Raw genomic sequence first — 21,442 nt, 5'->3', positions numbered from 1 at the left:
GGACCGGCCGCGGCCGGAGCCACGACCGTGTTCCCTACGTTGGGCGAGATGTGAACCTCACCGCTGTGCCTGAGCTGCTGCTGCTGGCGACCTTCCTGGTCGCGGTCGTTCCGCTGGCGCCCACCGAGGCGTTCGTCATCAGCGCCGGACTGCTCGCCGCAAACGGTCAGCTCTCGCTGCCGGTGGTCATCCTGGTCACCGCGGTCGGCTGTCTCATCTCGGACCTGATCAACTTCCGGATCGGCTACCGGTTCGGCCCGCCAGCGCTGGACCGCTTCGAGCGGCGCAAGGGCGGCACGCCGCTGGCGGTGCGCTGGGTACGCGCCCGGCTGGAGCAGCACGGCGAGCCGGTGCTGGTCGCGGCCAGGTTCGTGCCCGGCGGCGGCATCGCGGGCGCCATGCTGGCCGGCACCTTCCGGATGGGTCCGCGCCGGTTCACCGTGGCCGCGGTGATCGGCTCCACGCTGTGGGCCACCTACGCCTCGCTGCTGGGCTACACCGGCGGCAAGCTGACCGCCGACCCGGTGCTCGGGCTGCTGTTGTCCATCGCGCTGGCCGCCATGCTCAGCCTGATGGTGGCGCTGCTGGTCCGCCGGGCCCAGCGCCGCGCGGACGAGACCGAACGGCTCGAACGCGAGGCGCTGGAAGCCCTGCTCGCCTCCTAGTCGCGGTTGGTCGCCAGCACCTTGAGCCGGTCATAGGTGCCGTTGAACAGGTCCTGGTCGCCGGGGAAGACGCCGGAATCGGCGTGCTGCCAGATCGTGTGGTAGAGCCAGCGCTGCGGCAACGGGCCGGGTGAGCCGCTGTAGTTGGCGATGAACAGCGGGCTGACCTGGCTGTAGTCGGCCAGGTTGCCGGTGCACTGGTTCCACCAGTTGGTGGCCGTGTAGATCACCGGCCAGCGCCCGGTCCGCGACCGGTAGGTATTCACGAAATCGCTGATCCAGGTGACCATCGCGCGCTGGCCGATGCCGTAGCAGGTGTCCCCGCCGTAGGGGTTGTACTCGATGTCCAGCAGGCCGGGCAGGGTCTTGCCATCCGGCGACCAGCCGCCGCCGTTGTCCACGAAGTAGTTCGCCTGGGTGGCGCCGCTGGTCAGGTTGGGCGCGGCGAAGTGGTACGCGCCGCGGATCATGCCCACGTTGTACGAGCCGCCGTACTGCTGGTTGAAGTACGGGTTGCGGTAGGTGGTGCTCTCGGTGGCCTTGACGTAGGCGAAGCGGGCGCCGTTGGCCCAGGCCCTCGCCCAGTCCACGTTGCCCTGCCAGCTGCTGACGTCCATGCCGGGCACCGAGGCCGCGGCGTCGAAGGTGGCGGGCCGGGCGGAGCGGCCCTCGTGTTTGGCGATCTGCGAACCCATGGCGTGGTTGCCGGGTTCGGCGTGCGCTGGCAGGCCGGAGGCCAGGGCGGCGGCGGTCGCGAGCAGGGCGACCAAGGTGGTGCGCAGGGGTTTGGTCATGTCCGGAGTGTGGGAGCGGCTCGCACCGCCCGGACATGCTTTTCAGCCTGGCCCGAAAGACTCAGATCTCATCGCCGGGGTGCTGCCCGTACTGCTGGATCCGCGGGGTGACCTCGGCCAGCTCGGCGGCGAAGAGGGTGCGCGCGGTGACCCCGGTGCCCAGCACCCGCAGCGCGACCTCGCACAGCCACTCCAGGTAGGCGGCCCGGCGGAAGGCGTGCGCCAGGGTGCCTGCCACCGTCACCGCGCCGTGGTTGCCCAGCAGGCAGGCCGAGGAATCACCGAGCGCGGTCACCGTGGCCGCGGCCAGTTCCGGGCTGCCGTAGGGCGCGTACGGCGCCACCCGCACCGCGCCGCCGAAGATGCCCAGGTAGTAGTGGATCGGCGGGATCTCCTCGACCAGGCAGCTCAGCGCGGTCGCGGCCACCGAGTGGGTGTGCACGATCGCCCGCGCGGCATTGGCCGCGTAGATGGCCTGGTGCATGGGGAGTTCGCTGGTCGGGGCAAGTTCCGCCTCGACCGCCCTGCCGTCCAGCCGGTGCAGGCCGACCTGTTCAGGGGTGAGCTGGTCGTAGTCGACCCCGCTGGGGGTCACCAGGAGAAGATCGTCCACGCGCAGGCTGACGTTGCCTGCCGTGCCGACGACCAGTCGCTGTTCGACCAGTCGCCGGCACGTCGTCACGACTGCCTCGCGCTGCGCCTGATATCGCACGGAACCAGGGTGACAGAAGCTCGGCGGCTAGGGCCCGAGCACTTCGGTGACCGAGGCGGGCCCGGTCAGCGCGGTGTCCGGCGAGATGCCGTCATCGGCCTGCACCAGGATCGGCTCGACCTCGTGCGCCCGGATCCGCCCCGCCTTGATGTCCTCGGCGTAGTGGCAGGCCACCTTGTGTCCCGGCGCGATCTCGCGCAGGACCGGCCGTTCGGTGTCGCAGCGCTTGGCCTGCCGCCACGGGCACCGGGTGTGGAACCGGCAGCCGGTGGGCGGGTTGGCCGGTGAGGGCAGGTCGCCCGCCAGCAGGATGCGCTCGCGACGGTCCTCCAGCAGCGGGTCCGGCACCGGCACCGCGGACAGCAGCGCCCGGGTGTAGGGGTGCAGCGGATCCGCGTAGAGGGTGTCCGAACCGGCTTCCTCGACCAGTCCGCCCAGGTACATCACGCCGACCCGGTCGGAGATGTGCCGGACCACGGCCAGGTCGTGCGCGATCACCAGGTAGGTCAGGCCGAGCTGTTCCTGCAGGTCCTCCAGCAGGTTGACCACCTGGGCCTGCACCGAGACGTCCAGTGCGGACACCGGCTCGTCGGCCACGATCAGGTCCGGCTCCACGGTCAGCGCGCGGGCGATGCCGATGCGCTGCCGCTGGCCGCCGGAGAACTCGTGCGGGTACTTGCGCAGTGCCGTGCTGGGCAGGCCGACCGAGGTCAGCAGCTCCCGCAGGCGCTTGCTGGTCTCCGCCTTGCCCTTGTCCAGATCGTGCGCGCGCAGGCCCTCCACCAGGATGGACTCCACCGACTGGCGCGGGTCCAGCGAGGACAGCGGGTCCTGGAAGATCATCTGGATCCGGCGGCGCATCTTCCGCAGCGGCTCGCCCTTGAGCGAGGACAGGTCCACGCCGTCGAAGACCACCTTGCCCGCGGTGGGCGGGGTGAGCTTGAGCAGCGCCCGCCCGAAGGTGGACTTGCCGCAGCCGGATTCGCCGACCAGGCCGTAGGTCTCGCCGCGGCGCACCGACAGGTCGATGCCGTCCACCGCGTAGACGTAGCCGACCGTGCGGTCCAGGATGACCCCGCGCTTGATCGGGAAGTGGACCTTGAGTCCCTCCACCGTGACCAGAGCATCGTCCACAGTGGACACTCCGGTGGCAGTCTCGGCCGGGGCGGTCATGCCGATACCTCCTGCTGGACCGGGTTGTGGCAGCGCAGCAACCGATCCGCCTCGGACTCCATCGCCGGGGTCACCTCGACGCAGGTGTCCAGCGCGTTCGGGCAGCGCGGCGCGAAGGCGCACGCGTGCGTCCACGGGATGTTGTCGGCCACCGAACCGCGGATCGGCACCAGCTTCTCCCCGCGCGGGGCGTCCAGTCGCGGGATCGAGGCCAGCAGCCCGTGCGTGTAAGGGTGTTTGGGCGTGGCGAACAGCTCGTGCCGCCGCCCGCGCTCGACCACCCGGCCGCCGTAGAGCACGTTGACCTCATCGCACAGCCCGGCCACCACGCCGAGGTCGTGCGTGATCATGATCAGCGCGGTCTCGGTGTCCTGCACGAGTTCCTTGAGCAGGGCCAGGATCTGCGCCTGGATGGTGACATCCAGCGCGGTGGTCGGCTCGTCCGCGATCAGCAGCCGGGGACGGCAGGCCAGCGCCATCGCGATCAGCGCGCGCTGCCGCATGCCGCCGGAGAGCTGGTGCGGGTACTCGGTCAGCCGCCGGGTCGGGTCCGGGATGCCGACCTTGTCCAGCAGGTCCTTGGCCTCGCCCATGGCCTGCTTGCGCGGCATGCCGCGGTGCCGCTCCAGCACCTCGGTGACCTGGATGCCGATCGGGATCACCGGGTTCAGCGAGGACAGCGGGTCCTGGAAGACCATGCCCAGGTCCCGGCCGCGCCGGTCACGCATCTGCTTGTCCGACAACGACAACAGCTCGGTGTCCTCGAACTTCACCGAACCGCCGACCTTGGCCCCGCGCTTGGGCAGCAGGCCCATGATGGCCAGCGAGGTCACCGACTTGCCGCAGCCGGACTCACCGACCAGCCCGACCGTCTGGCCGGGAGCCACGTCGAAACTGACCCCGTCGACCGCGGCGAACGGCTCCTCGCCGTGTCGCTGGAAGACCACGCTGAGGTCACGAACCTCAAGCAGCGCCATGGGGATTCACCGCCTGTTCTTGGGATCGAGGGCATCGCGCAGCGACTCGCCCATCAGGGTGAAGCCGAGGGCGACCACGACGATGCAGCCTGCAGGCCAGAACGCCAGCCCCGGGTGACTGTCGATCACCGTCTGGGAGCCGCCGAGCATCTGGCCCCACTCCGGGATGTTGTCATCGGGGTTGCCGAGGCCGAGGAAGGACAGCGCCGCCGCGTCGATGATGGCCACCGCCAGCACCAGGGTGGACTGCACGATCACCGGGCCGAGCGAGTTGGGCAGCATGTGCCGGAACACGATCGCGGCCGGTTTCACGCCCAGCGCCCGCGCGGCCAGCACGTGGTCGCTGTGCCGTTGGGCCAGCATCGAGCCGCGCAGCAGCCGGGCGAAGATGGGGATCTGCACGATCGCCACCGCGAGGATCACGGTGAACTGGTTGGCCTGGGTGAACAACAGGCCGATGGAGACCGCCAGCAGCAGGCTGGGGATGGACAGCATGACGTCCACCGCGCGCATCACCAGCGAGTCCACCCAGCCGCCGAGCGCACCGGCCAGCGTGCCCATGATCAGGCCGCCGATCAGGCCGATCAGCGTGGCCAGCACGCCGACCAGCAGCGTCTGCTGGGATCCGACCAGCAACCGGGAGAAGAAGTCCCGGCCCTGCAGGTCACCGCCCAGGATGTGTCCGGGCTGGACCGCCGGGATCTCGTTGCGCGCCTTGATGACCTGGTCGGCCAGCAGCCGCGCGGCCGGGTCGTGCGGGGCGAGCAGCGGGGCCAGCAGCGCGATCAGCACGAACAGCAGGATGATCACCGCGCCGGTCAGGAAGACCGGATTGCGGCGCAGCCTGCGCCAGGCGCTGGCGGCCAGACTGACCCCGGTGTCCACCTGCGTCTCCGCGGTGGAGGACGCCAGATCGTCGATCTTGGTCTTGCTTGGCATGTCCCCTCCTCTCAGCGGGTCCGCACGCGCGGGTCGATCAGCGCGTACGAGAGGTCGACGAGCAGGTTGACGAACACGTAGACCATGGCGGCCACGATGATCAGCACCTGGAGCACCGGGTAGTCCCTGCGCTCGAAGCCCAGCGCCAGCGCCTCGCCGAGGCCGGGGAAGGAGAAGACCTTCTCGGTCAGCACCGCCCCCGCCAGCAACGCGCCGGTCTGCAGGCCGATCGTGGTGACCACCGGCAGCATCGCGTTGCGCAGCACGTGCCTGCGCCGCACCACCTGCGCGGTCAGGCCCTTGGACTCGGCGGTCCGCACGTAGTCCTCGTCCAGCACGTCCAGCACCGCGGCCCTGGTGATCCGGAAGATCACCGCGAACGGGATGGTGGCCAGCGCGATCGAGGGCAGGATGAGGTGCTCGAGGGAGTTCCAGACCGCGTCCCACTCACCGGTGATGATCCCGTCGAAGACGTAGAACCCGGTGACGCGGGTGGCACTGATGTCGTCCTGCCGTCCGGCAGAGGGCAGCCACTGCAGCTCGACCGCGAAGATGTGCTTGAGCACGAACGCGAGGAAGAAGACCGGCACGGCCACACCGATGAGCGAGCCGATGACGCCTGCGTTGTCGAACCAGCGGCCGCGCCTGCGGGCGGCCAGGTAACCGAGCGGGATGCCTGCCGCGATCGCGAGCACGATCGCGCAGAAGCTCAGCTCCAGCGTGGCCGGGAAGCGTTCCAGGAAGAGATCGACGGCCGTGGTGCCCGGCTGCACGCCGAGCGAGGTGCCGAAGTCACCCGAGAGGGCGCGACCGAGGAACTTGAAGTACTGCACGTAGATCGGCTGGTCCAGCCCCAGCAACGCGGTGAGCTCCCGCCGCGACTCCTCGGTGCCGCGCTCCCCCAGGAGGGCCGAGACCGGCCCTCCTGGAAGTGAACGCAGCCAGGCGAAGAGCAGCAGCGAGAGCACACCGACGACGAGGACGAGCTGGAGGAGCCGCCGCACGGTGTAGCGGAGCACCTGTCAGATCCTGTTTCGTGGTGGGAGTAGCAGCTCAGCCCTTGGTAACGGGGCTGAACTCCTCGGCGGTCAGCGGGCTGGGCGTCAGGTTCTTGACGTCCTTCTTGAGCACGAACGCGGGCGGGGAGTGCGAGAGCGGGACCGCGGGCAGGTACTCCTCCACGATCTGGCGGTTCAGCTCCTGGTAGAGCTTCTCGCGCTGTGCCTTGTCCGCGGTCACGTCCGCCGCGTCCAGCCGCTTGGCCAGGTCCTCGCCCCAGGGGGAGGACTTGGTGTAGAAGCGGTTCTCCGCGTTGCCGAAGAAGGTGCCGATCCAGTTCGCCGCGGCGCTCTGGTCGCCGGTCCAGCCGAGCAGGAACAGGTCGGCCTTGGCCTGGTCGATCTCGGTCAGGTAGCCGCCGTTCCACGGCTTGGTGACCACGTTCAGCTTGATGCCGACGTTGCGCAGGTCAGCCGCGATCGCGCCGAAGATGTCCTGCGGGTTCGGCATGTACGGCCGGGTGACCTCGCTGGGCCACCAGAAGTTGACCTCGAGGTTGCTCGCGCCTGCCTCGGCCAGCAGGGCCTTGGCCTTCTCCGGGCTGTACTCGATCGGCTTCACGTTCGGGTTGTAGCCCTGCACGATCTTGGGCATGAACTGGGTGGCGACCGTGGCGGTCTCCGGCAGCTGCGACTTGACCAGCTGCTCCCGGTTGATGGCCATCGAGATGGCCTTGCGCACCCGGAAGTCCTGCAGCTTCGCGTTGTTCTTCTGCGTGATGCCCAGGTACATGACGTTGAACGCGTCCCGCGGCACGACCTGGAAGCCGTCGGTCTTCAGCTTGGCCCAGTCAGCGGGCGCCGGGTAGTCGTAGCCGTCGATGTCGCCGCTCTGCAGTGCCTGCTTGCGCGCGGTCTCGTCGGCGATGACCTTGAAGTTCAGCTTGTCCAGCTTGGCCTTGTCACCGTGGTAGCCGTCGAAGCGGCCCAGCTCGATGAGGTTGTTCGTCGTGTCGTAGTTGACGAACTTGAACGGGCCGGTGCCGGTCGGCTGCTTCATCGCGTACTCGGGGAAGATGAAGCTCTCCCCCTGCGCGACCACGTTGTCCGCGTTGTACTTCTGCATCGCGGTCGGGCTCTGCATGGAGAAGGAGGGCAGGCCGAGCACGTCGGGGAACTTCGAGGACGCGCCGGTCAGCTCCACCACGATGTTCTGGGCGTCCTTGACGGTGCAGGACTTGAACAGCGAGGGCTTGGCGCCGTCGGCGAAGCCGCCGAAGTTGTCCACCCAGTACTCGGAGACCGAGCTGGACTGCCCGGCGCCCTTCTGGTTGTACCAGCGGTTGAAGTTGAAGCAGGCAGCCTCGGCGTTGAAGTCGGTGCCGTCGTGGAACTTCACGCCCTGCTTGAGGGTGAAGGTCCAGGACTTGCCGTCCGTGCTGGACTCCCACTTGGTGGCCAGCTCGGGTCCGGCCTCGGCCGAGCCCGGCTTGAAGCCGACCAGGCCTTCGAAGACCTGGCGGGAAATACGGAAAGTGGCACCGTCGGTGGCGTAGAACGGGTCGAACAGCTTCGGCTTGCCCTCGGCGCCGAAAGTCAGTGTCCCGCCGGTCTTGCCCCCCTGGTTGCCCGGGTCGCGCTGCGACTGCGCGCACGCAGCCAGGGACAGGGCGGTGATACTGGCGACGCCGACAATGGTCAGCTTGCGCAGCGTCGACCCCCGTGTCATGTCAATCTTGGGCATCTCGCGCACCTCATGGGTCCGATGTCACATGGTGTGGTCGCCGACACTAACCCGTCCATGTGGCCCTACCGACGATGCGAAGGTCACGATACGGCCACGTCAGCCGTCATCAGGTCGGGTGAATTCTACGGAGTTTTACGAGGGTTTCACCCGATCTTGCGGTGACCGTCCGCGTTCACCCGGAGATCCGCGCGTTCGCGCGTGTCGTCCACACCGAACCACCCCCGTTCGAAGCGCTGCCAGCGGAGCAGTGGGTTACGGCACATGTCGCCATCTCTGGTCACCGCGCGTTCCAGTCGGCGGCCGGGATCGGCCAGCTCGACCCACACCAGCGCGGACAGCAGCGGGGTGAGGCTGCGGCGGCCGGTGGAGACGCCCTCCAGCAGCAGGATCTCCGGCACCGGCAGGGTGATCCAGTCGCCGGGGTGCGGCAGGCCGCCGGTCCACGCGGTGCGCTGGTAGCGGCCGGATTCGGCGCGGCGCAACGGTTCCAGCACGCCCTCGGTCAGCCTTGGCCACCAGGAGACCGGATCGTCCCAGGTGGCGAATTCATCGGAGCGGACCAGCGCGGTGTGGTGGCCGCGGCCGCGCAACTCGGTGGCCAGCGCGTCGGCCAGGGTGGACTTGCCGGAGCCGGAGGGACCGTCGACGGCGAGCAGCCGGACCGCCCCCAGCCGCGGTGGCGCGGCCAGCAGCAGCCCGGCTGCCTGCTCGATCTCTGCCCCGTGCACTACATCGCGCGGCGGCCGGAGAGCGCGCGGCCCAGGGTCAGCTCGTCGGCGAACTCCAGGTCACCGCCCATCGGCAACCCGGAGGCGAGCCGGGTGACGGTGAGGCCGGGGAAATCACGCAACATCCGCACCAGGTAGGTGGCGGTGGCCTCGCCCTCGGTGTTCGGGTCGGTCGCGATGATCACCTCGGCGACCTGCACCCCGCCCTCGTCGCCGCCGATCCGGCGCAGCAGCTCGCGGATGCGCAGCTGGTCAGGGCCGATGCCGGACAACGGGTCCAGCGCGCCGCCGAGCACGTGGTAGCGGCCCTTGAACTCCCGGGTGCGCTCCACCGCGAGCACGTCCTTGGGCTCCTCGACCACGCACACCAGACTGATGTCGCGCCGGGTGTCCTTGCAGATGCGGCAGGTCGCCTCTTCGGAGACGTTGCCGCAGATCTCGCAGAACTGCACGCCCTCCTTGACCTTCTGCAGCACCTCCTGCAGCCGCGAGATGTCCGCGGGCTCGGCGGCGAGCAGGTGGAAGGCGATCCGCTGGGCGCTCTTGGGCCCGACCCCTGGCAGCCGCCCGAGTTCGTCGATCAGGTCCTGTACCGGTCCTTCGTACACAGCCGTCCTGTTCCGGCTACAGACCGCCGGGCAGGCCGAGGCCGCCCAGGTCCAGTCCGCCGCCGAGGCCACCGGCCAGCGGGCCCATCTTCTGCGCGGTCAGCTCGGCCACCGCGCGGTTGGCATCGCGCACCGCGGCCACCACCAGGTCGGCCAGGGTCTCGGTGTCCTCGGGGTCGACCACCTTCGGGTCGATCTCCAGCGCCTTCAGCTCGCCGGTGCCCGCGACGGTGGCGACCACCAGGCCGCCGCCGGCGGTGCCGGTCACCTCGGCCTCGGCAAGCTCCTGCTGGGCAGTCATGAGCTGCTCCTGCATGCGCTGCGCCTGCTCCATGATCTGCTGCATGTTCGGCTGGCCGGGTAGCACGGTGGCTCCTCTCGCTGCGCGGACCGTCGTCCGCGCCCTTTCTGGCGTGGTGACCAGGGTAGCCGCGCGGTGTCTGGCACCTTGGGGGGCGTGCACCGTGCCTCCCTGATGACTCCGCTGGCCCTGGCGCTGGCCGTGACCGCCCTGGTCGCCTGCGGCAACGGCGAACCAGCCGCCACCTCCGGCGCCACTCCGACCACGAGCACGGAGGCCACCACCCCACCGGAATCCAGCACCCCGGCCACCCAGCCGAGCAGCGCGCCGCCACCGCCGAGTTCCTCCGCCGGGCAGCCGCCGCCCCCGGCCAAGGGCAAGGTCGTGGTGCTCGACCCCGGTCACAACGGCGGCAACGGCAAGAACCCGGCCGTGATCAACAAGCCGGTGCCGGCCGGGCGGGGCAAGGGAAAGCCGTGCAACACCACCGGCACCCAGACCAACGCCGGCTACACCGAACACGCCTTCACCTGGGACGTGGCCAACCGGGTCAAGGCCGCGCTGACCGCCAAGGGCGTGCGGGTGGAACTGACCCGCCCCAACGACACCGGCGTCGGCCCGTGCGTGAACGAGCGGGCCGAGATCGGCAACCGGGCGAACGCGGACGCGGTGGTCTCCATCCACTCCGACGGCTCCACCACCGCGGGCCACCACGGCTTCCACATCATCTACTCGAACCCGCCGCTGAACCCGGCCCAGGGCGCGCCGTCGAACAAGCTGGCCGCCGCGGTCCGGGACGCCATGCGGGACGGCGGCATCCCGCTGTCCAACTACACCGGCAAGGCCGGGCTCAACGGCCGCGACGACATCGCGGGCCTGAACCTGTCCACCCGCCCGGCGATCATGGTCGAGTGCGCGAACATGCGCGATGCCACCGAGGCCGCACTGGCCGCCAGCCCCGAGGGCAGGCAGAAGTACGCCAGCGCCATCGCCGAGGGCCTCTTGCGGTACCTGGCCTAGCCCTTCTCGATCCGCCGGGCCCCGAGGTGCTGGGTGACCAGCGCGATGGTGCTCTCCTCGTGGTTGTTGCGGATCACCACGGACTCGTCCAGCGCGGTGGACTCGGCGATCATCGCCTCGGTGTCCTCCGGCTCGTCGGGCTCCGGCGGCAGCGGGATGTCCGGCTCCGGCAACGGGGCAGGCGTCGGCGCGGGCGCCGGTGCGGGTTCGGCCACCGGCCGGTTGCCCTGGCTGGGCCGGGTCAGCGGCTGCTTGGCCTGGGCCGGGCGGGCCCCGCCGTTGCCCCCGCTGGGCGCGGCCGGCGCGGCGTCGCCGTGCACGCAGGTGACCCGCCAGCGGCCGCCGACCACGCTGGTCAGCGCCTCGGCGATGACCTCGGCGTTGCGGCTGTCGGAGAGCCTGCGGGCCAGCGGTTCGGCGGTGTGGGTGAGCACCACGGTCTCACCGTCCACCGACTGCACGATGGCGTTGGTCAGCATCGCCTCGGTGCTGCGGCTCTTGCCGCGCACGGCGGCCAGCAGCTCGGACCAGACCCGCCGGAGCGCGGCGGCGTCCAGCCCACCAGCGGCCACCGTGGGCGCCGCGGCCGGCACCGCGGGCTGGGCGGCCGGACCGGGCTGGGCCGCGGGCGGGGCGCTGGCCTGCGCTTCCGCGGAATGCGTTGCGGGCCAAGCGGCGGCGGGCGGTTCGGCAGGCCGCTGCGCGGGCGCCTCGGCGGGCTGCGGTGCGGCGGCCGGCGGCTGAGCCGGACGCTGCGGGGCGGCCGGAGCCGGGGCTGGCGGCGCGGCGGCCGGGGCCTCCGGCTGCTGCGAACGCCGCTGGAAGGTCGGCCGGTCCCCAGCGGGAGCCTGCGCCCCTGAAGCCTGCGCCACCGGCGCCTGCACAGCCGGAGCCTGGGCCGCGGGAGCCTGCGCGGCCGGCGCCTGGGCGACCGCGGCCTGCAGTCCGGCCTCAGCCGCCGAGACCGGCGCGGCGACCGTGGCCCGGCGTTCCAGCCGCTCAAGTCGTTGCAGCAGGGCGGATTCGGCGTCGGAGACCGAGGGCAGCAGCATCCGCGCGCACAGCAGTTCCAGCACCAGCCGGGGCGCGGTGGCCCCACGCATCTCGGTCAGCCCGGTGTGCACGATCTCGGCGAACCGGGTCAACGTGCCCGGCCCGAGCCGCTCGACCTGCGCCGACATCCGGGTGAGTTGTTCTTCTGGCACGTCGATCAGCCCGCGCTGAATGGCCTCGGGCACCGCGGCCAGCAGCACCAGGTCCCGCAGCCGGTCCAGCAGGTCGGCGGCGAAGCGACGCGGATCGTGCCCGGCCTCGACCAGCCGGTCGACCACGCCGAACACCTCGGCCCCGTCCCCGGCGGCCAGCGCGTCCACCGCGTCGTCGATCAACGCCACGTCGGTGACCCCGAGCAGCGAGATCGCCCGGTCGTAGGTGACCCCACCCGGCCCTGCCCCGGCCAGCAGCTGGTCCAGCACCGACTGGGTGTCCCGCGCGGATCCGCCACCGGCCCGGATGACCAGCGGGAACACCGCGGGCTCCACCGCGACGCCCTCGTCGACGCAGTTGCGCTCGATCAGCGCGCGCATCGCCCCCGGCGGGATCAGCCGGAACGGGTAGTGGTGCGTGCGGGAGCGGATGGTGCCGAGCACCTTCTCCGGCTCGGTGGTGGCGAAGATGAAGATCAGGTGTTCCGGCGGCTCCTCCACGATCTTCAGCAGGGCGTTGAAGCCCTGCGTGGTGACCATGTGCGCCTCATCGATGATGAACACCCGGTAGCGCGATTCGGCGGGCGCGTAGAAGGCCCGGTCGCGCAGTTCACGGGTGTCGTCCACCCCACCGTGACTGGCCGCGTCCAGCTCGACCACGTCCACGCTGCCTGCGCCCTCCGGCGCGAGGTTCACGCAGGAGTTGCACACCCCGCACGGATCAGGTGTCGGCCCGCGCTCGCAGTTCAGCGAGCGGGCCATGATCCGGGCGGAGGAGGTCTTGCCACAGCCACGCGGGCCGGAGAACAGGTACGCGTGGTTGATCCGGCCGGCGGCCAGCGCGGTGCGCAGCGGCTCGGTGACATGCTCCTGCCCGACAACCTCGGCGAAGGTCGCCGGACGGTACTTGCGGTAAAGGGCGAGTGCCACGGATCGAGACCTTACCGGCCCCCACCGACAGCCCGGTTTTGGGCAAAAAAAGGGGACCTCACGCACCCGTCAGAGCCCGCTTATCCTTGCTGCCTTCCGGCCCTGGGGAGGTTCACAGGATGGACGCCGCATGAGGTCCACGGTCAGTGTAGCGGGTCATCCCGGGTGCGCGCCCACGGTGTCCCGAATCTGTTCGCCAAGGCCCGAAGCCCCACTTCGGGCGCAGTGCGCGCAGCAGAAGAACCGGCCCTCGACCTCCACCCCGTGCCCGATCACCCGGCAGCCGCAGTGCTCGCAGCTGGGGGCCAGGCGCTGGATGGCGCACTCGAACGAGTCGAAGGTGTGCACGCCGCCGCCGACCGTGCGGACCTCGAAGGACATCCAGTAGTCGTTGCCACACACGTCACAGGTCGCCATGCGCGCAGCTTCCCCCCGGGGCCGGGCACCGGCAATTGGAGTGCCCGAAGGAGTGAACGCGCGCAGACTGGCGGCGTGCTGCGACCGGTGATCGAACTCGACGACCTCAGCTTCCTGCCGCTCTCCGGCAGGCTGACCCCGGCCGAGCTGGACCAGGTGATGACCCGGATGGCCGGTTACCTCGACGACGAGGCCGACCCGCTGACCGCGCTGCTGGACTCCGACGGGATCGTGGTCGCCGGCGGCCTGCTGGTCAGCGACCCGGCCACCGGCGCGGTGATCGAGCCGAGCTGCTGCTGCGGACTGGAGGCGTGGACGGAGTGGGCCGCCGTGCTCACCGGCCACAAGGCCAACCTGGGCCACTCCCCCGATTCCTGGGCCGAACTGCGCGAGGGCGTGGTCCAGGTGCACGTGGACAGCGACCCCGCCCCGGTCCGCATCGACCTGCCGGCCGCGGAACTGCCCGCCCTGCTGCTGGCGGTGCAACGCGACCTGACCGACTTCCTCGGCCTGGTGCCGAACTGGACGCCGCCGGAGCGGGCCGAGGAAGTGGTCCGGTTGCTGGACCGGGAGCTGCGGATCACCGAGCCGCTGGGGTTGCCCGGCTGATCCGCACCCGCACGTCGGTGGAGATCCGGTGCGCGGACTCGATGGCCTTCTCGATCCTGGCCACCGCGTCCCCGAGCCGGTCGGCCACCTCGGGTGAGTTGATCGAGGCCCGGTTGACCTCAACGTGCACCGAGGCCGAGGCCAGCGCCGCCCCCGCCGAGGAGGCGGACACGGCCAGGTCGGAGAGCACCGAGGCGTTGGACCGCCCGATGATCCGCTCGACCAGCTCCAGCACCCTGGAGGCCACCTCCGCGGTACGCACCGGCACCGCCGCGGCCATCACCAGCGCGCCCTGGATGGCCGCGGCCCGCGCCATCCGGTCGTGCTCGGAGTCCTTGGACAGCTTGTACGCCTCGGTCACCGCGGTGAAGGCCCGCGCGTCCGCGTCGGCCAGCTCCACCGCCTGCCGCCGCAGCTCCGTCGCCTCCTCGCAGACCCGCCGGACCAGCGACTCGTGCTCGGCGTAGTTCGGCCGCCCCACGGTGAAGTTGCAGACCATCTCCACCAGCGCCGCCGCCATCGCCGCGTGCATCGCGGCCGCCGCACCCCCTCCGGGCGCGGGACCGGCCGAAGCCAGCCGGGACAACCAGTCCTCAACCTGTTCGGTGCGCAACCGGGCACTCCTCCTGCCTGACCCCAGTCATCCGGACGGGTGCAGTCGATCACCCCATCGGGCGTAGGGGCAATGGGGTGTTCTCCCCATGTCTGCGAGTGGCCACTGTCCTGCCCGTACCGGCCAACGGCAACGGCCCCGGACGTTCGTGACGTCCGGGGCCGCTGGCCTGAGCGGAGGATGGGGGATTTGAACCCCCGAGGGTTTTATCCCAACACGATTTCCAATCGTGCGCACTAGGCCACTATGCGAATCCTCCGTCGCGAACCTTACCGGAGTCAGGTTTGACCAGCCAAAACGGCAGGTCAGCGGGTCGCGGGCGGGCCGGTTCTAGACTTCGGCGGTGGAGATCAGCGAGTTGCAGGCGATGGTGGGCCGGTTTGTGGCCGAGCGGAACTGGGATCGGTTCCACACGCCGAAGAACCTGGCCATGGCGCTGGTCGGCGAGGTGGGGGAGCTGGCGGAGATCTTCCAGTGGCTCACCGATGACGAGGCGTGGCAGGTGATGAGCCGGCCGGAGCAGGCCGAGCGGGTCCGGCATGAGATGGCCGATGTGCTGGCCTACCTGCTGCGGCTGGCCACCGTGCTGGAGGTGGACCTGGTGGCGGCGATGCAGGAGAAGGGCGCGGTGAACGCGGCCCGGTACCCGGTGGAGCTGGTCAAGGGGCGTACTGAGCTGACCAAGTACACCCGGTTGCCCGGGGTCAGTCCGGGGCCCGCAGCGCAAGGCTGATCGAGAGCACCACCAGCACGGTGCCGACCAGGGCGCCGCCCACGATCCACCAGCCGGGCAGGCCGGCCGCGGTGGCGCACAGCAGCAGGCCGAAGCCGAAGCCCGCGACCAGGCCTGCGCTGAACACGGTGCGTTCGCCGAGGCAGCGGCGGATCGCGGGCAGGTAGCGGATCAGCAGCACCAGCAACCAGACCAGGCCCGCGGCGCACACCGCGAGCCCGGCCAGGTCGATCGTGGTCGGGATGGGGCGGTGCGGGCCGAACTCGATCAGCGTGCCCTCGACCACCATGGGTCCGTCCAGCGGGGCCGCGATGAGCAGCACCCCGAGCAGGACCAGCAGCCCGGCGACGCCGAGCTGAGCCCGCACCCGCATCCGATTCCCTCCCCGCTCACTTCTTCGGTTGCAGACAATCGATCAGGTCCTCCAGCGCGTCGACCAGTGGCAGGCCGGTGCGCGGGCGGAAGCGGACCAGCTGCGGATCGTGGTCGCTGGCCTGCTCGTGGAACTCGGCGTTGATGTGCACCACGTCGTAGTCCACCCGCCGGTCCAGCTTGCGGTTGACCAGGATGTGGTCCAGCGTCTGCGAGTTGCCGTCGAAGACGTAGCTGTAGCGCTCGCCGGGCGGCAGGTCGTTCATGGGCGCGTGCAGGGCGGGGCCGTTGAGCAGGGTGGTCAGCGTCGGGGAGAACAGGAAGTCGTTGAGGTCGCCGGCGACGACCAGGTTGGCGTCCTTCTCCACCGCGCGCAGCGAGTCGACGAAACCACGCAGCAGCACCGCCTGCTTGACCCGCTGGACCTCCGAGGTCCGGTTCGGCTCCTGGATCCGGCCGTGCAGCGGCTGGTCCCCGCCCTTGGAGGCGAAGTGGTTGGCCACCACGAACACGGTGCGCGCCAACGGTCCGCGGGCCGGGAAGCGGAACTCGCCGACCAGCGGCTTGCGGCTGTTCGCCCACGCCTCGTTGGCCGGTTCGATCCGGCCGGGCGAGACCGACAGCGCCGCCCTGCCGTGCTGCCTGACCACCTTGACCGGGGTGTTCGAGTCCCCACCCGGACGGTCCACAAAGGACACCCGGGCCGGGTTGAACAGGAAGCCGACCCGGATGTTGCCGCCGGGCTGGCCGCCGTCCTGGTCGTCGTTGGGGTTGATCTGCCGCCACTCGTACCTGGGCCCACCGGCCGCGGCGATCACCTCGGTGAACTTCTTCAGCGTGGCATCGGCGGTGACCACGGCGTCGTTGGCCGGGCCGTTGTCGTCCTGGATCTCTTCCAGCACAACGACATCCGGGCTGGCCAGGTGCCGGACGATGCCGTTGGCCAGTGCCTCGAACTTGGCCTGCGGGTCGACCGGCGAGAGGTTCTCCACGTTGTAGGTGGCCACCGCCAGCTCGTGGTCACGCTGCTTGCGGGTGACCTCGCGGGCCAGATTCCCGGCGAGGTGCTCGCCGAGCGCGCTGGCCTGCAGCACGTAACCGCCGAACCGGCTGTAGTCCAGCGGTCCCTCGGTGACGCCCTTGAGCTGATCGCCCACGTTGGCCTTGGGGAAGGGCCGCTGGGCGAAGGGCAGCAGCGACTCGACCTTGATCCGGCCGCTGTTGGCGTCGGTGTAGGAGGGGTACACGGTGCCGCCGCGCACGGTGGTGTTCTGCGCGGGCTTGCTGGTGATCCACAACGCGTTGAAGCCGTCGGTGGCGCCGACCACCCGCGCGTCCTCGACCCGCAGCCGCATGCCCTCGCGGGATTCCAGGAAGTCCAGCGCGTACCTGGCAGGCTCCAGCGGCAGGGCCTCGATGCTGCCGCCGGGGGTGGCGGTCAGCGCGGCAGGCACGGTGTCCGGCCGGAGGATCTCCGCCGCGGGCAACGGGTTCCCGCTGCCGCGCACGGTCCAGGTCGCCTTGGTGAGCTGGGTGACCGACTGGTTCGGCGTGGTCCGGGGGTCCTCGCCGCTGGCGGTCGGGTAGAACTCGGTGACCGTGCCGGTGACCAGCACGTCATCGCCAACGGCGACCACCGGGGTGATCGAGCCGTTGTGCACGAACAGGCCCTCGCTGGTGCGCGGATCACTGTCCGGGCTCGGGTCCTGCACCCAGAACCCGCGCGCGGAACCGAACGAGCGCACCGCGGTGACCACACCCGGCACCTGGACCAGCTTGTCCCGCAACGGGGACACCCTGGTGTTGCCCTGCACCTGGTGGATGCGCGCGGCCTGCGGCTGCGGACCGGGCTCACCACCGCCGGGGCCCTCGCCCTTGCTGTTGACCGGCGTCGGCTCGCCGACGGCGAAGTCCGCGGCGTTGTCGTCGGTGTCGGTCAGCGCGGTCCTGGCGGCCGAGGTGGCGTTCGCGGTGGCCGAGGTCGGGCTGTTCTCCCTGACCACGGCGTTGCCGTAGCCGACGAGGTCCCGGATCCGGGCGTCCGCGGCGCAGTCGGCCGCGCTCAGGCAGGTCAGCGCCTCGGTGCCGCGCACCAGCGCGACCGTGCCCGCGGCCCCGCCCAGCGCCAGGGTGCCGGTGGCATCGGCGGTGGGCAGCGCGGTGGTCCCGCCCGCGCCCTTGGCCTGGGCCACCAGGTACCGCTTGCCGGCGGCGATCGACCCGGTCAGCGGGGTCGCCTGCCAGCGGGAGGTGGGCGAGGGGGTGGCGGTCAGGTACTGCACGCTCCAGCCGGTCAGCTCGACCGGTGCGGCGGCGGGGTTGGCCAGCTCGATGAAGTCATGGGTGAGGACGGCCCCGGTGTTGCCACCCCCGCCGTAGACCTCGGCGATCAGCACATCGGGTGACGGGGCGGCAAGGGCGCCCACGGGCAGCGCCGCGGCCACGCACGAGGCGGCCAGCAGCGGAAATAAGACTCGGCGGCGGTAGCTCATCCGAAGCTCTTGTCCTCCCGGTCGGGGTCGGGAGGAGGAATCTTTCCCTGATCGGGTGAACTTTGGTAGGCGTTCGCCTAACGATTGCCGCAGGTCATCCCCATGAGGCAGCCCGGACATAAAGCGAGGGCCGGTCCCTCATGGGAACCGGCCCTCGCGGAGCGGTGGCGGTGGGATTTGAACCCACGGAGGGCTTGCACCCTCACACGCTTTCGAGGCGTGCTCCTTCGGCCGCTCGGACACGCCACCGCCGAGAACAATACCGAAGGTTCACCACGAACCCGAAATCGGGTTCTTCAAGGCGCTGACCTGCTACTTCTGGAACTTGTCCTTGACATCCTGGACTGCCTCGGCGGCCTTGTCCCGCACGTCGTGCGCGGTCTCCTTGACCTCACCGGTGAGCTGGTCGCGCTTGCCAGCGGCCTCCAGCTCCTCGTTGCCGGTGAGCTGGCCGATCTTCTCCTTGGCCTGGCCGACCAACTGCTCAGCCTTGTCCTTGGCCTTGTCGAACACGCTCATGGGGGCTCCCTTCGAGCTTCGGCGGATACCGGCTCCGAGCCGGTCGCTCACCCAGTACGGAGTGCCCGTTCTCCGCCGGTATCACGCCCTTGTGAGCCGACTCACCCGTCCCGGTGGTCCCGGAAGAACTCCGCGAGCAGCGCGGCGGACTCCGCGGCCAGCACGTCGCCGCGCACCTCGGGGCGGTGGTTGAGCCTGCGATCGCGCAGCACGTCCCACAGCGAACCGGCCGCGCCGGTCTTGGGCTCCCAGGCGCCGAAGACCACCCTGGCCACCCTGGCCAGCACGATCGCGCCCGCGCACATCGTGCACGGCTCCAGGGTCACCACCAGGGTGCAGCCGTCCAGGCGCCAGCCGTCGCCGTTGGCCCTGGCCGCGGCGCGCAGGGCCAGCACCTCGGCGTGCGCGGTGGGGTCGGCCGCCGCCTCGCGGGCGTTGTGCGCGCTGGCCAGTTCCCGGCCGTCAGGGGCCAGCACCACCGCGCCGATCGGCACGTCTCCGGTGGCCAGCGCACCGCGCGCCACCTCCAGCGCGGTGCGCATGGCCGCGAGGTCCGCCGCCGAGGGCGGTGCGGTCACTGCTGCAGCCGCTCGGTGACCTTGCTCAGCTCCTCGGCGAACCCGCAGCGCTGGGCGATCATCATCAGCTGCTCGTCCGGGTACAGGTCGATGTCGTCCACGATGAGCTGCAACTCGGGTTCCGGCAGGCCGAGGTCGGCCAGCATGGTGAAGTCACCGGCAGGCCAGATGTCCTCGTCGTCGGGGTCCGGCGGCTCGACCCTGAGCTGGTCCAGCACGTCGGCGGCCACGTCGTAGTCCAGTCCGGCGCCCGCGTCCGAGAGCAGCAGCGCCACCCCGGTGGGGGCCGGCCGGATGAGCACGAAGAACTCGTCGTCGACGGCCAGCATGCCGAACACCGCGCCCGTGGACCTTGCCTTGCGCAGTTCGGTGATCGCCGCGTCCAGGTCGGCCAGCGCCGAACTGTCCATCGGCGCACACCGCCAACGGCCTTCCTCACGAACCACCGCAACCGCGAAGCCGATTACCGGCTCCTGCACCGACATGGGGCACACGTTATGCGCATAACGCTTAACCCGAAAGCACTATCCCGCGTACGCGGCGTGGCGTGCCAACGGAAGGTGTCCCCGGGTCCGGCCCACAGGCGACACTGTCCCCATGAGCGCTCCCGTGCACCCCGCGGACGCCCGGCTCGCCGGCGTCCTGGACCAGGCTCGTGACCTCCAGCCGCGAACGGTCGCGCTACGCCGCCGGATCCACCGCCACCCCGAGCAGGGACTGCGGCTGCCGACCACCCAGGCCGCGGTGCTCGGCGAGCTGGCCGACCTGCCGCTGAGCACGCACACCGGCGAGTCCACCACCTCGGTGGTCGGTGTGCTGGAGGGTGCGAAGCCGGGCCGGACGGTGCTGCTGCGCGCGGACATGGACGCGCTGCCGCTGACCGAGGACACCGGACTGGAGTTCGCCTCGGCCACCCCCGGCACCATGCACGCCTGCGGGCACGACACGCACGTGGCGATGCTCGCCTCGGCCGCCCGGCTGCTCAGCGCGCGGCGGGAGGACCTGGCCGGGAAGGTGGTGTTCATGTTCCAGCCCGGCGAGGAGGGGCACCACGGGGCCAAGTTCATGCTGGACGAGGGGCTGCTGGACATCGCGGGCGCCCGGCCGGACCGGGCGCTGGCCATCCACATCACCTCGACCCTGGCCAGCGGCATGTTCCAGTCCCGGCCGGGGCCGATCATGGCCTCCTCGGACATCCTGAACGTGACCGTCACCGGCCGCGGCGGGCACGCCTCGGCCCCGCACGACGCGCTGGACCCGGTGCCTGCCGCCGCGGCCATGGTCGGCGCGCTGCAAACCATGATCACCCGCCGGATCAGCGTGTTCGACCCGGCCGTGGTCACCATCGCGCACATCAAGGCGGGCACCACCAGCAACATCATCCCCGAGGTGGCACACCTGCAGGGCACCATCCGGGCACTCTCGGAGAGCACCCGCGTGCTGGTGCACGAGGAGGCCCGCCGGGTGTGCGAGCACGTGGCCGCCGCGCACGGCTGCACCGCCGAGGTCGAGGTGATCCTGGGTTACGGGGTCACCGTCAACGACGAGGTGGTCGGCCCCGGCGTGGTCGACCTGGCCGCCGCGGTGCTCGGCCCGGCACACGCCGCACCCATGCAGGATCCGCTGATGGGCGCCGAGGACTGGTCCTACGTGCTGCAGGAGGTGCCGGGCGCGATGGCCTTCCTCGGCGCCTGCCCGCCGGGCACCCCGGTGCACGAGGCCGCGGCCAACCACTCCAACCGGGTGATCTTCGACGAGGCCGCGATGGCGCACGGGGTGGCCATGTACGCCGGTTTCGCACTGGACGCGCTGCGGTGAGCTTCGAGAAGGCCGATCCGGAGGAGCTGGGCAGGCGGGAGTTCCTGGCCGTCTGCGTGCGGGACGAACTGGCCGCGGCCGGACTGCCGGTGGTGCCCAAGACGCTGGCCAGCGACCTGCACCCGGGCGCGGAGGTCAGCGTCGACCCGGGGCAGGACGCGGCAGGCGGGGTGCACGTGGAGTGGACGGTCAGTCCACGGCTGGCCCACGTCGGCCGACGGGCGGTCACCAGCGGCAGGCTGGACGATCCGGTGGTCGGCTACGCGTACAAGATCGGCGAGGCGATGGCCACGGCGATGACCGCCATCCTGCGCAACGCCGGGTACACCGTGGCACCGAGCCGGGACGAGTACCGGATCAACGGGATCCAGGTCACCGCTGGTCCGCCGCTGGGCAGTGAACCGGTGTGGGCGCTGACCGAGGAAGAACTCCGGATAACCGCTTCTCCCGCGAACCAGGCAGACAACGCCGGGAACACGGGGTAGCAAACCCTG

General features: G+C 70.7%; 24 protein-coding genes, 2 tRNA genes and 1 other RNA gene. 6 read left to right on the top strand and 21 right to left on the bottom strand.

The genetic code is table 11. The features are described 5' to 3' along the window. Positions 1-65 precede the first annotated feature (65 nt). Entirely contained in the window at positions 66-665 is a 600-nt protein-coding gene (locus tag HNR67_RS06620) for a DedA family protein (RefSeq protein ID WP_185001208.1), read from the top strand. On the opposite strand, the gene HNR67_RS06615 is transcribed toward HNR67_RS06620, so the two are convergent. The 10 genes from HNR67_RS06615 to HNR67_RS06570 form a co-directional block, all read right to left on the bottom strand. Further along, positions 662-1,459: a lysozyme gene (locus HNR67_RS06615; protein ID WP_185001207.1), complete on the bottom strand. Its 798-nt coding sequence runs from the start codon at positions 1,457-1,459 to the stop codon at positions 662-664. The two genes, HNR67_RS06620 and HNR67_RS06615, sit on opposite strands and share 4 nt — an antisense overlap. 61 nt (positions 1,460-1,520) lie before the next feature. Continuing rightward, entirely contained in the window at positions 1,521-2,171 is a 651-nt protein-coding gene (locus tag HNR67_RS06610; RefSeq protein ID WP_185001206.1) for a class II aldolase/adducin family protein, read from the bottom strand. A gap of 27 nt (positions 2,172-2,198) precedes the next feature. Continuing rightward, positions 2,199-3,344: an ABC transporter ATP-binding protein gene (locus HNR67_RS06605; RefSeq protein WP_185001205.1), complete on the bottom strand. Its 1,146-nt coding sequence runs from the start codon at positions 3,342-3,344 to the stop codon at positions 2,199-2,201. Then, on the bottom strand, positions 3,341-4,321 hold the full coding sequence (locus HNR67_RS06600) for an ABC transporter ATP-binding protein (RefSeq protein ID WP_185001204.1): 981 nt from the start codon (positions 4,319-4,321) through the stop codon (positions 3,341-3,343). Before HNR67_RS06600 ends, HNR67_RS06605 begins: the two co-directional genes overlap by 4 nt. Before the next feature lie 6 nt (positions 4,322-4,327). Further along, positions 4,328-5,260 carry an ABC transporter permease gene (locus HNR67_RS06595; protein WP_185001203.1) on the bottom strand — a complete coding sequence of 311 codons (933 nt, stop codon included), beginning with the start codon at positions 5,258-5,260 and terminating at the stop codon, positions 4,328-4,330. An 11-nt stretch (positions 5,261-5,271) separates the two neighbouring features. Beyond that, positions 5,272-6,279, bottom strand: coding sequence for an ABC transporter permease (locus HNR67_RS06590; protein ID WP_185001202.1), 1,008 nt, complete (start codon positions 6,277-6,279; stop codon positions 5,272-5,274). A 34-nt stretch (positions 6,280-6,313) separates the two neighbouring features. Continuing rightward, positions 6,314-8,002, bottom strand: coding sequence for an ABC transporter substrate-binding protein (locus HNR67_RS06585; protein ID WP_185001201.1), 1,689 nt, complete (start codon positions 8,000-8,002; stop codon positions 6,314-6,316). Between the two features lie 146 nt (positions 8,003-8,148). Further along, positions 8,149-8,733 (bottom strand): uridine kinase family protein, encoded by a 585-nt coding sequence (locus HNR67_RS06580; RefSeq protein ID WP_185001200.1) that lies wholly within the window; start codon positions 8,731-8,733, stop codon positions 8,149-8,151. Further along, the gene (gene recR / locus HNR67_RS06575) at positions 8,733-9,341 is read right to left on the bottom strand and encodes a recombination mediator RecR (protein ID WP_185001199.1); all 609 of its coding nucleotides are present in this window, start codon (positions 9,339-9,341) and stop codon (positions 8,733-8,735) included. Before recR ends, HNR67_RS06580 begins: the two co-directional genes overlap by 1 nt. Positions 9,342-9,357: 16 nt before the next feature. Further along, positions 9,358-9,687, bottom strand: coding sequence for a YbaB/EbfC family nucleoid-associated protein (locus HNR67_RS06570; protein ID WP_221490490.1), 330 nt, complete (start codon positions 9,685-9,687; stop codon positions 9,358-9,360). Between the two features lie 129 nt (positions 9,688-9,816). Between HNR67_RS06570 and HNR67_RS06565 the strand changes: the two genes are divergently transcribed. Next, on the top strand, positions 9,817-10,662 hold the full coding sequence (locus HNR67_RS06565; protein ID WP_185010242.1) for an N-acetylmuramoyl-L-alanine amidase: 846 nt from the start codon (positions 9,817-9,819) through the stop codon (positions 10,660-10,662). Here the strand turns inward: HNR67_RS06565 and HNR67_RS06560 are convergent. From HNR67_RS06560 to HNR67_RS06550, 3 genes are all read right to left on the bottom strand, one after another. Next, a complete protein-coding gene (locus HNR67_RS06560; RefSeq protein WP_185001197.1) occupies positions 10,659-12,797 on the bottom strand; it encodes a DNA polymerase III subunit gamma and tau in 2,139 nt (712 codons plus the stop codon). The two genes, HNR67_RS06565 and HNR67_RS06560, sit on opposite strands and share 4 nt — an antisense overlap. A 47-nt stretch (positions 12,798-12,844) precedes the next feature. Then, positions 12,845-12,939, bottom strand: an RNA gene (gene ffs, locus HNR67_RS06555) — signal recognition particle sRNA small type. A gap of 14 nt (positions 12,940-12,953) precedes the next feature. Beyond that, positions 12,954-13,214 (bottom strand): Prokaryotic metallothionein, encoded by a 261-nt coding sequence (locus HNR67_RS06550; RefSeq protein ID WP_185001196.1) that lies wholly within the window; start codon positions 13,212-13,214, stop codon positions 12,954-12,956. Positions 13,215-13,289: 75 nt separating this feature from the next. Here HNR67_RS06550 and HNR67_RS06545 point away from each other — a divergent pair, with 75 nt between their 5' ends. Beyond that, the gene (locus HNR67_RS06545; protein ID WP_185001195.1) at positions 13,290-13,823 is read left to right on the top strand and encodes a hypothetical protein; all 534 of its coding nucleotides are present in this window, start codon (positions 13,290-13,292) and stop codon (positions 13,821-13,823) included. On the opposite strand, the gene HNR67_RS06540 is transcribed toward HNR67_RS06545, so the two are convergent. Both HNR67_RS06540 and HNR67_RS06535 read right to left on the bottom strand, forming a co-directional pair. After that, the gene (locus HNR67_RS06540) at positions 13,795-14,436 is read right to left on the bottom strand and encodes a cyclodeaminase/cyclohydrolase family protein (RefSeq protein ID WP_185001194.1); all 642 of its coding nucleotides are present in this window, start codon (positions 14,434-14,436) and stop codon (positions 13,795-13,797) included. The genes HNR67_RS06545 and HNR67_RS06540 overlap by 29 nt on opposite strands. 174 nt (positions 14,437-14,610) lie before the next feature. Further along, positions 14,611-14,695 (bottom strand) — tRNA-Ser (locus HNR67_RS06535). Positions 14,696-14,779: 84 nt separating this feature from the next. Between HNR67_RS06535 and HNR67_RS06530 the strand changes: the two genes are divergently transcribed. Beyond that, a complete protein-coding gene (locus HNR67_RS06530; RefSeq protein WP_312986610.1) occupies positions 14,780-15,169 on the top strand; it encodes a nucleotide pyrophosphohydrolase in 390 nt (129 codons plus the stop codon). Here HNR67_RS06530 and HNR67_RS06525 read toward each other — a convergent pair. The 6 genes from HNR67_RS06525 to HNR67_RS06500 all read right to left on the bottom strand — a co-directional run bounded on the left by HNR67_RS06525 (position 15,141) and on the right by HNR67_RS06500 (position 19,615). Next, a complete protein-coding gene (locus tag HNR67_RS06525; protein ID WP_185001193.1) occupies positions 15,141-15,542 on the bottom strand; it encodes a hypothetical protein in 402 nt (133 codons plus the stop codon). The two genes, HNR67_RS06530 and HNR67_RS06525, sit on opposite strands and share 29 nt — an antisense overlap. A 16-nt stretch (positions 15,543-15,558) precedes the next feature. Continuing rightward, the gene (locus HNR67_RS06520; protein WP_185001192.1) at positions 15,559-18,033 is read right to left on the bottom strand and encodes an endonuclease/exonuclease/phosphatase family protein; all 2,475 of its coding nucleotides are present in this window, start codon (positions 18,031-18,033) and stop codon (positions 15,559-15,561) included. A gap of 162 nt (positions 18,034-18,195) precedes the next feature. Continuing rightward, positions 18,196-18,282, bottom strand: a tRNA-Ser gene (locus HNR67_RS06515). Positions 18,283-18,345: 63 nt separating this feature from the next. After that, positions 18,346-18,552 (bottom strand): CsbD family protein, encoded by a 207-nt coding sequence (locus HNR67_RS06510; RefSeq protein ID WP_185001191.1) that lies wholly within the window; start codon positions 18,550-18,552, stop codon positions 18,346-18,348. 101 nt (positions 18,553-18,653) lie between these two features. Next, positions 18,654-19,094: a nucleoside deaminase gene (locus HNR67_RS06505; RefSeq protein ID WP_185010238.1), complete on the bottom strand. Its 441-nt coding sequence runs from the start codon at positions 19,092-19,094 to the stop codon at positions 18,654-18,656. Between the two features lie 32 nt (positions 19,095-19,126). Continuing rightward, a complete protein-coding gene (locus tag HNR67_RS06500; protein ID WP_185001190.1) occupies positions 19,127-19,615 on the bottom strand; it encodes a tRNA adenosine deaminase-associated protein in 489 nt (162 codons plus the stop codon). A 112-nt stretch (positions 19,616-19,727) separates the two neighbouring features. On the opposite strand from HNR67_RS06500, the gene HNR67_RS06495 reads away from it, so the two are divergent. After that, positions 19,728-20,948, top strand: coding sequence for a M20 metallopeptidase family protein (locus tag HNR67_RS06495; protein ID WP_185001189.1), 1,221 nt, complete (start codon positions 19,728-19,730; stop codon positions 20,946-20,948). Then, positions 20,945-21,433, top strand: a complete 489-nt coding sequence (locus HNR67_RS06490; RefSeq protein WP_185001188.1) for a hypothetical protein — start codon at positions 20,945-20,947, stop codon at positions 21,431-21,433. The genes HNR67_RS06495 and HNR67_RS06490 overlap by 4 nt, the downstream gene beginning before the upstream one ends. Positions 21,434-21,442 lie beyond the last annotated feature (9 nt).

The sequence above is a fragment of the Crossiella cryophila genome, from assembly GCF_014204915.1.
Taxonomy (GTDB): Bacteria; Actinomycetota; Actinomycetes; order Mycobacteriales; family Pseudonocardiaceae; genus Crossiella; species Crossiella cryophila.
The sequence above is the reverse complement of the archived record's forward strand: the minus strand, read 5'-3'. Positions and strand labels throughout refer to the sequence as shown.

Coding starts and splice junctions, on each gene's coding strand:
- HNR67_RS06550 (WP_185001196.1), bottom strand. CDS start 13,214: ATGGCGACCTGTGACGTGTGTGGCAACGACTACTGGATGTCCTTCGAG.
- HNR67_RS06605 (WP_185001205.1), bottom strand. CDS start 3,344: ATGACCGCCCCGGCCGAGACTGCCACCGGAGTGTCCACTGTGGACGAT.
- HNR67_RS06570 (WP_221490490.1), bottom strand. CDS start 9,687: ATGCAGCAGATCATGGAGCAGGCGCAGCGCATGCAGGAGCAGCTCATG.
- HNR67_RS06585 (WP_185001201.1), bottom strand. CDS start 8,002: ATGCCCAAGATTGACATGACACGGGGGTCGACGCTGCGCAAGCTGACC.
- HNR67_RS06495 (WP_185001189.1), top strand. CDS start 19,728: ATGAGCGCTCCCGTGCACCCCGCGGACGCCCGGCTCGCCGGCGTCCTG.
- HNR67_RS06520 (WP_185001192.1), bottom strand. CDS start 18,033: ATGAGCTACCGCCGCCGAGTCTTATTTCCGCTGCTGGCCGCCTCGTGC.
- HNR67_RS06565 (WP_185010242.1), top strand. CDS start 9,817: ATGACTCCGCTGGCCCTGGCGCTGGCCGTGACCGCCCTGGTCGCCTGC.
- HNR67_RS06505 (WP_185010238.1), bottom strand. CDS start 19,094: ATGCGCACCGCGCTGGAGGTGGCGCGCGGTGCGCTGGCCACCGGAGAC.
- HNR67_RS06510 (WP_185001191.1), bottom strand. CDS start 18,552: ATGAGCGTGTTCGACAAGGCCAAGGACAAGGCTGAGCAGTTGGTCGGC.
- HNR67_RS06595 (WP_185001203.1), bottom strand. CDS start 5,260: ATGCCAAGCAAGACCAAGATCGACGATCTGGCGTCCTCCACCGCGGAG.
- HNR67_RS06615 (WP_185001207.1), bottom strand. CDS start 1,459: ATGACCAAACCCCTGCGCACCACCTTGGTCGCCCTGCTCGCGACCGCC.
- HNR67_RS06500 (WP_185001190.1), bottom strand. CDS start 19,615: ATGTCGGTGCAGGAGCCGGTAATCGGCTTCGCGGTTGCGGTGGTTCGT.
- HNR67_RS06525 (WP_185001193.1), bottom strand. CDS start 15,542: ATGCGGGTGCGGGCTCAGCTCGGCGTCGCCGGGCTGCTGGTCCTGCTC.
- HNR67_RS06600 (WP_185001204.1), bottom strand. CDS start 4,321: ATGGCGCTGCTTGAGGTTCGTGACCTCAGCGTGGTCTTCCAGCGACAC.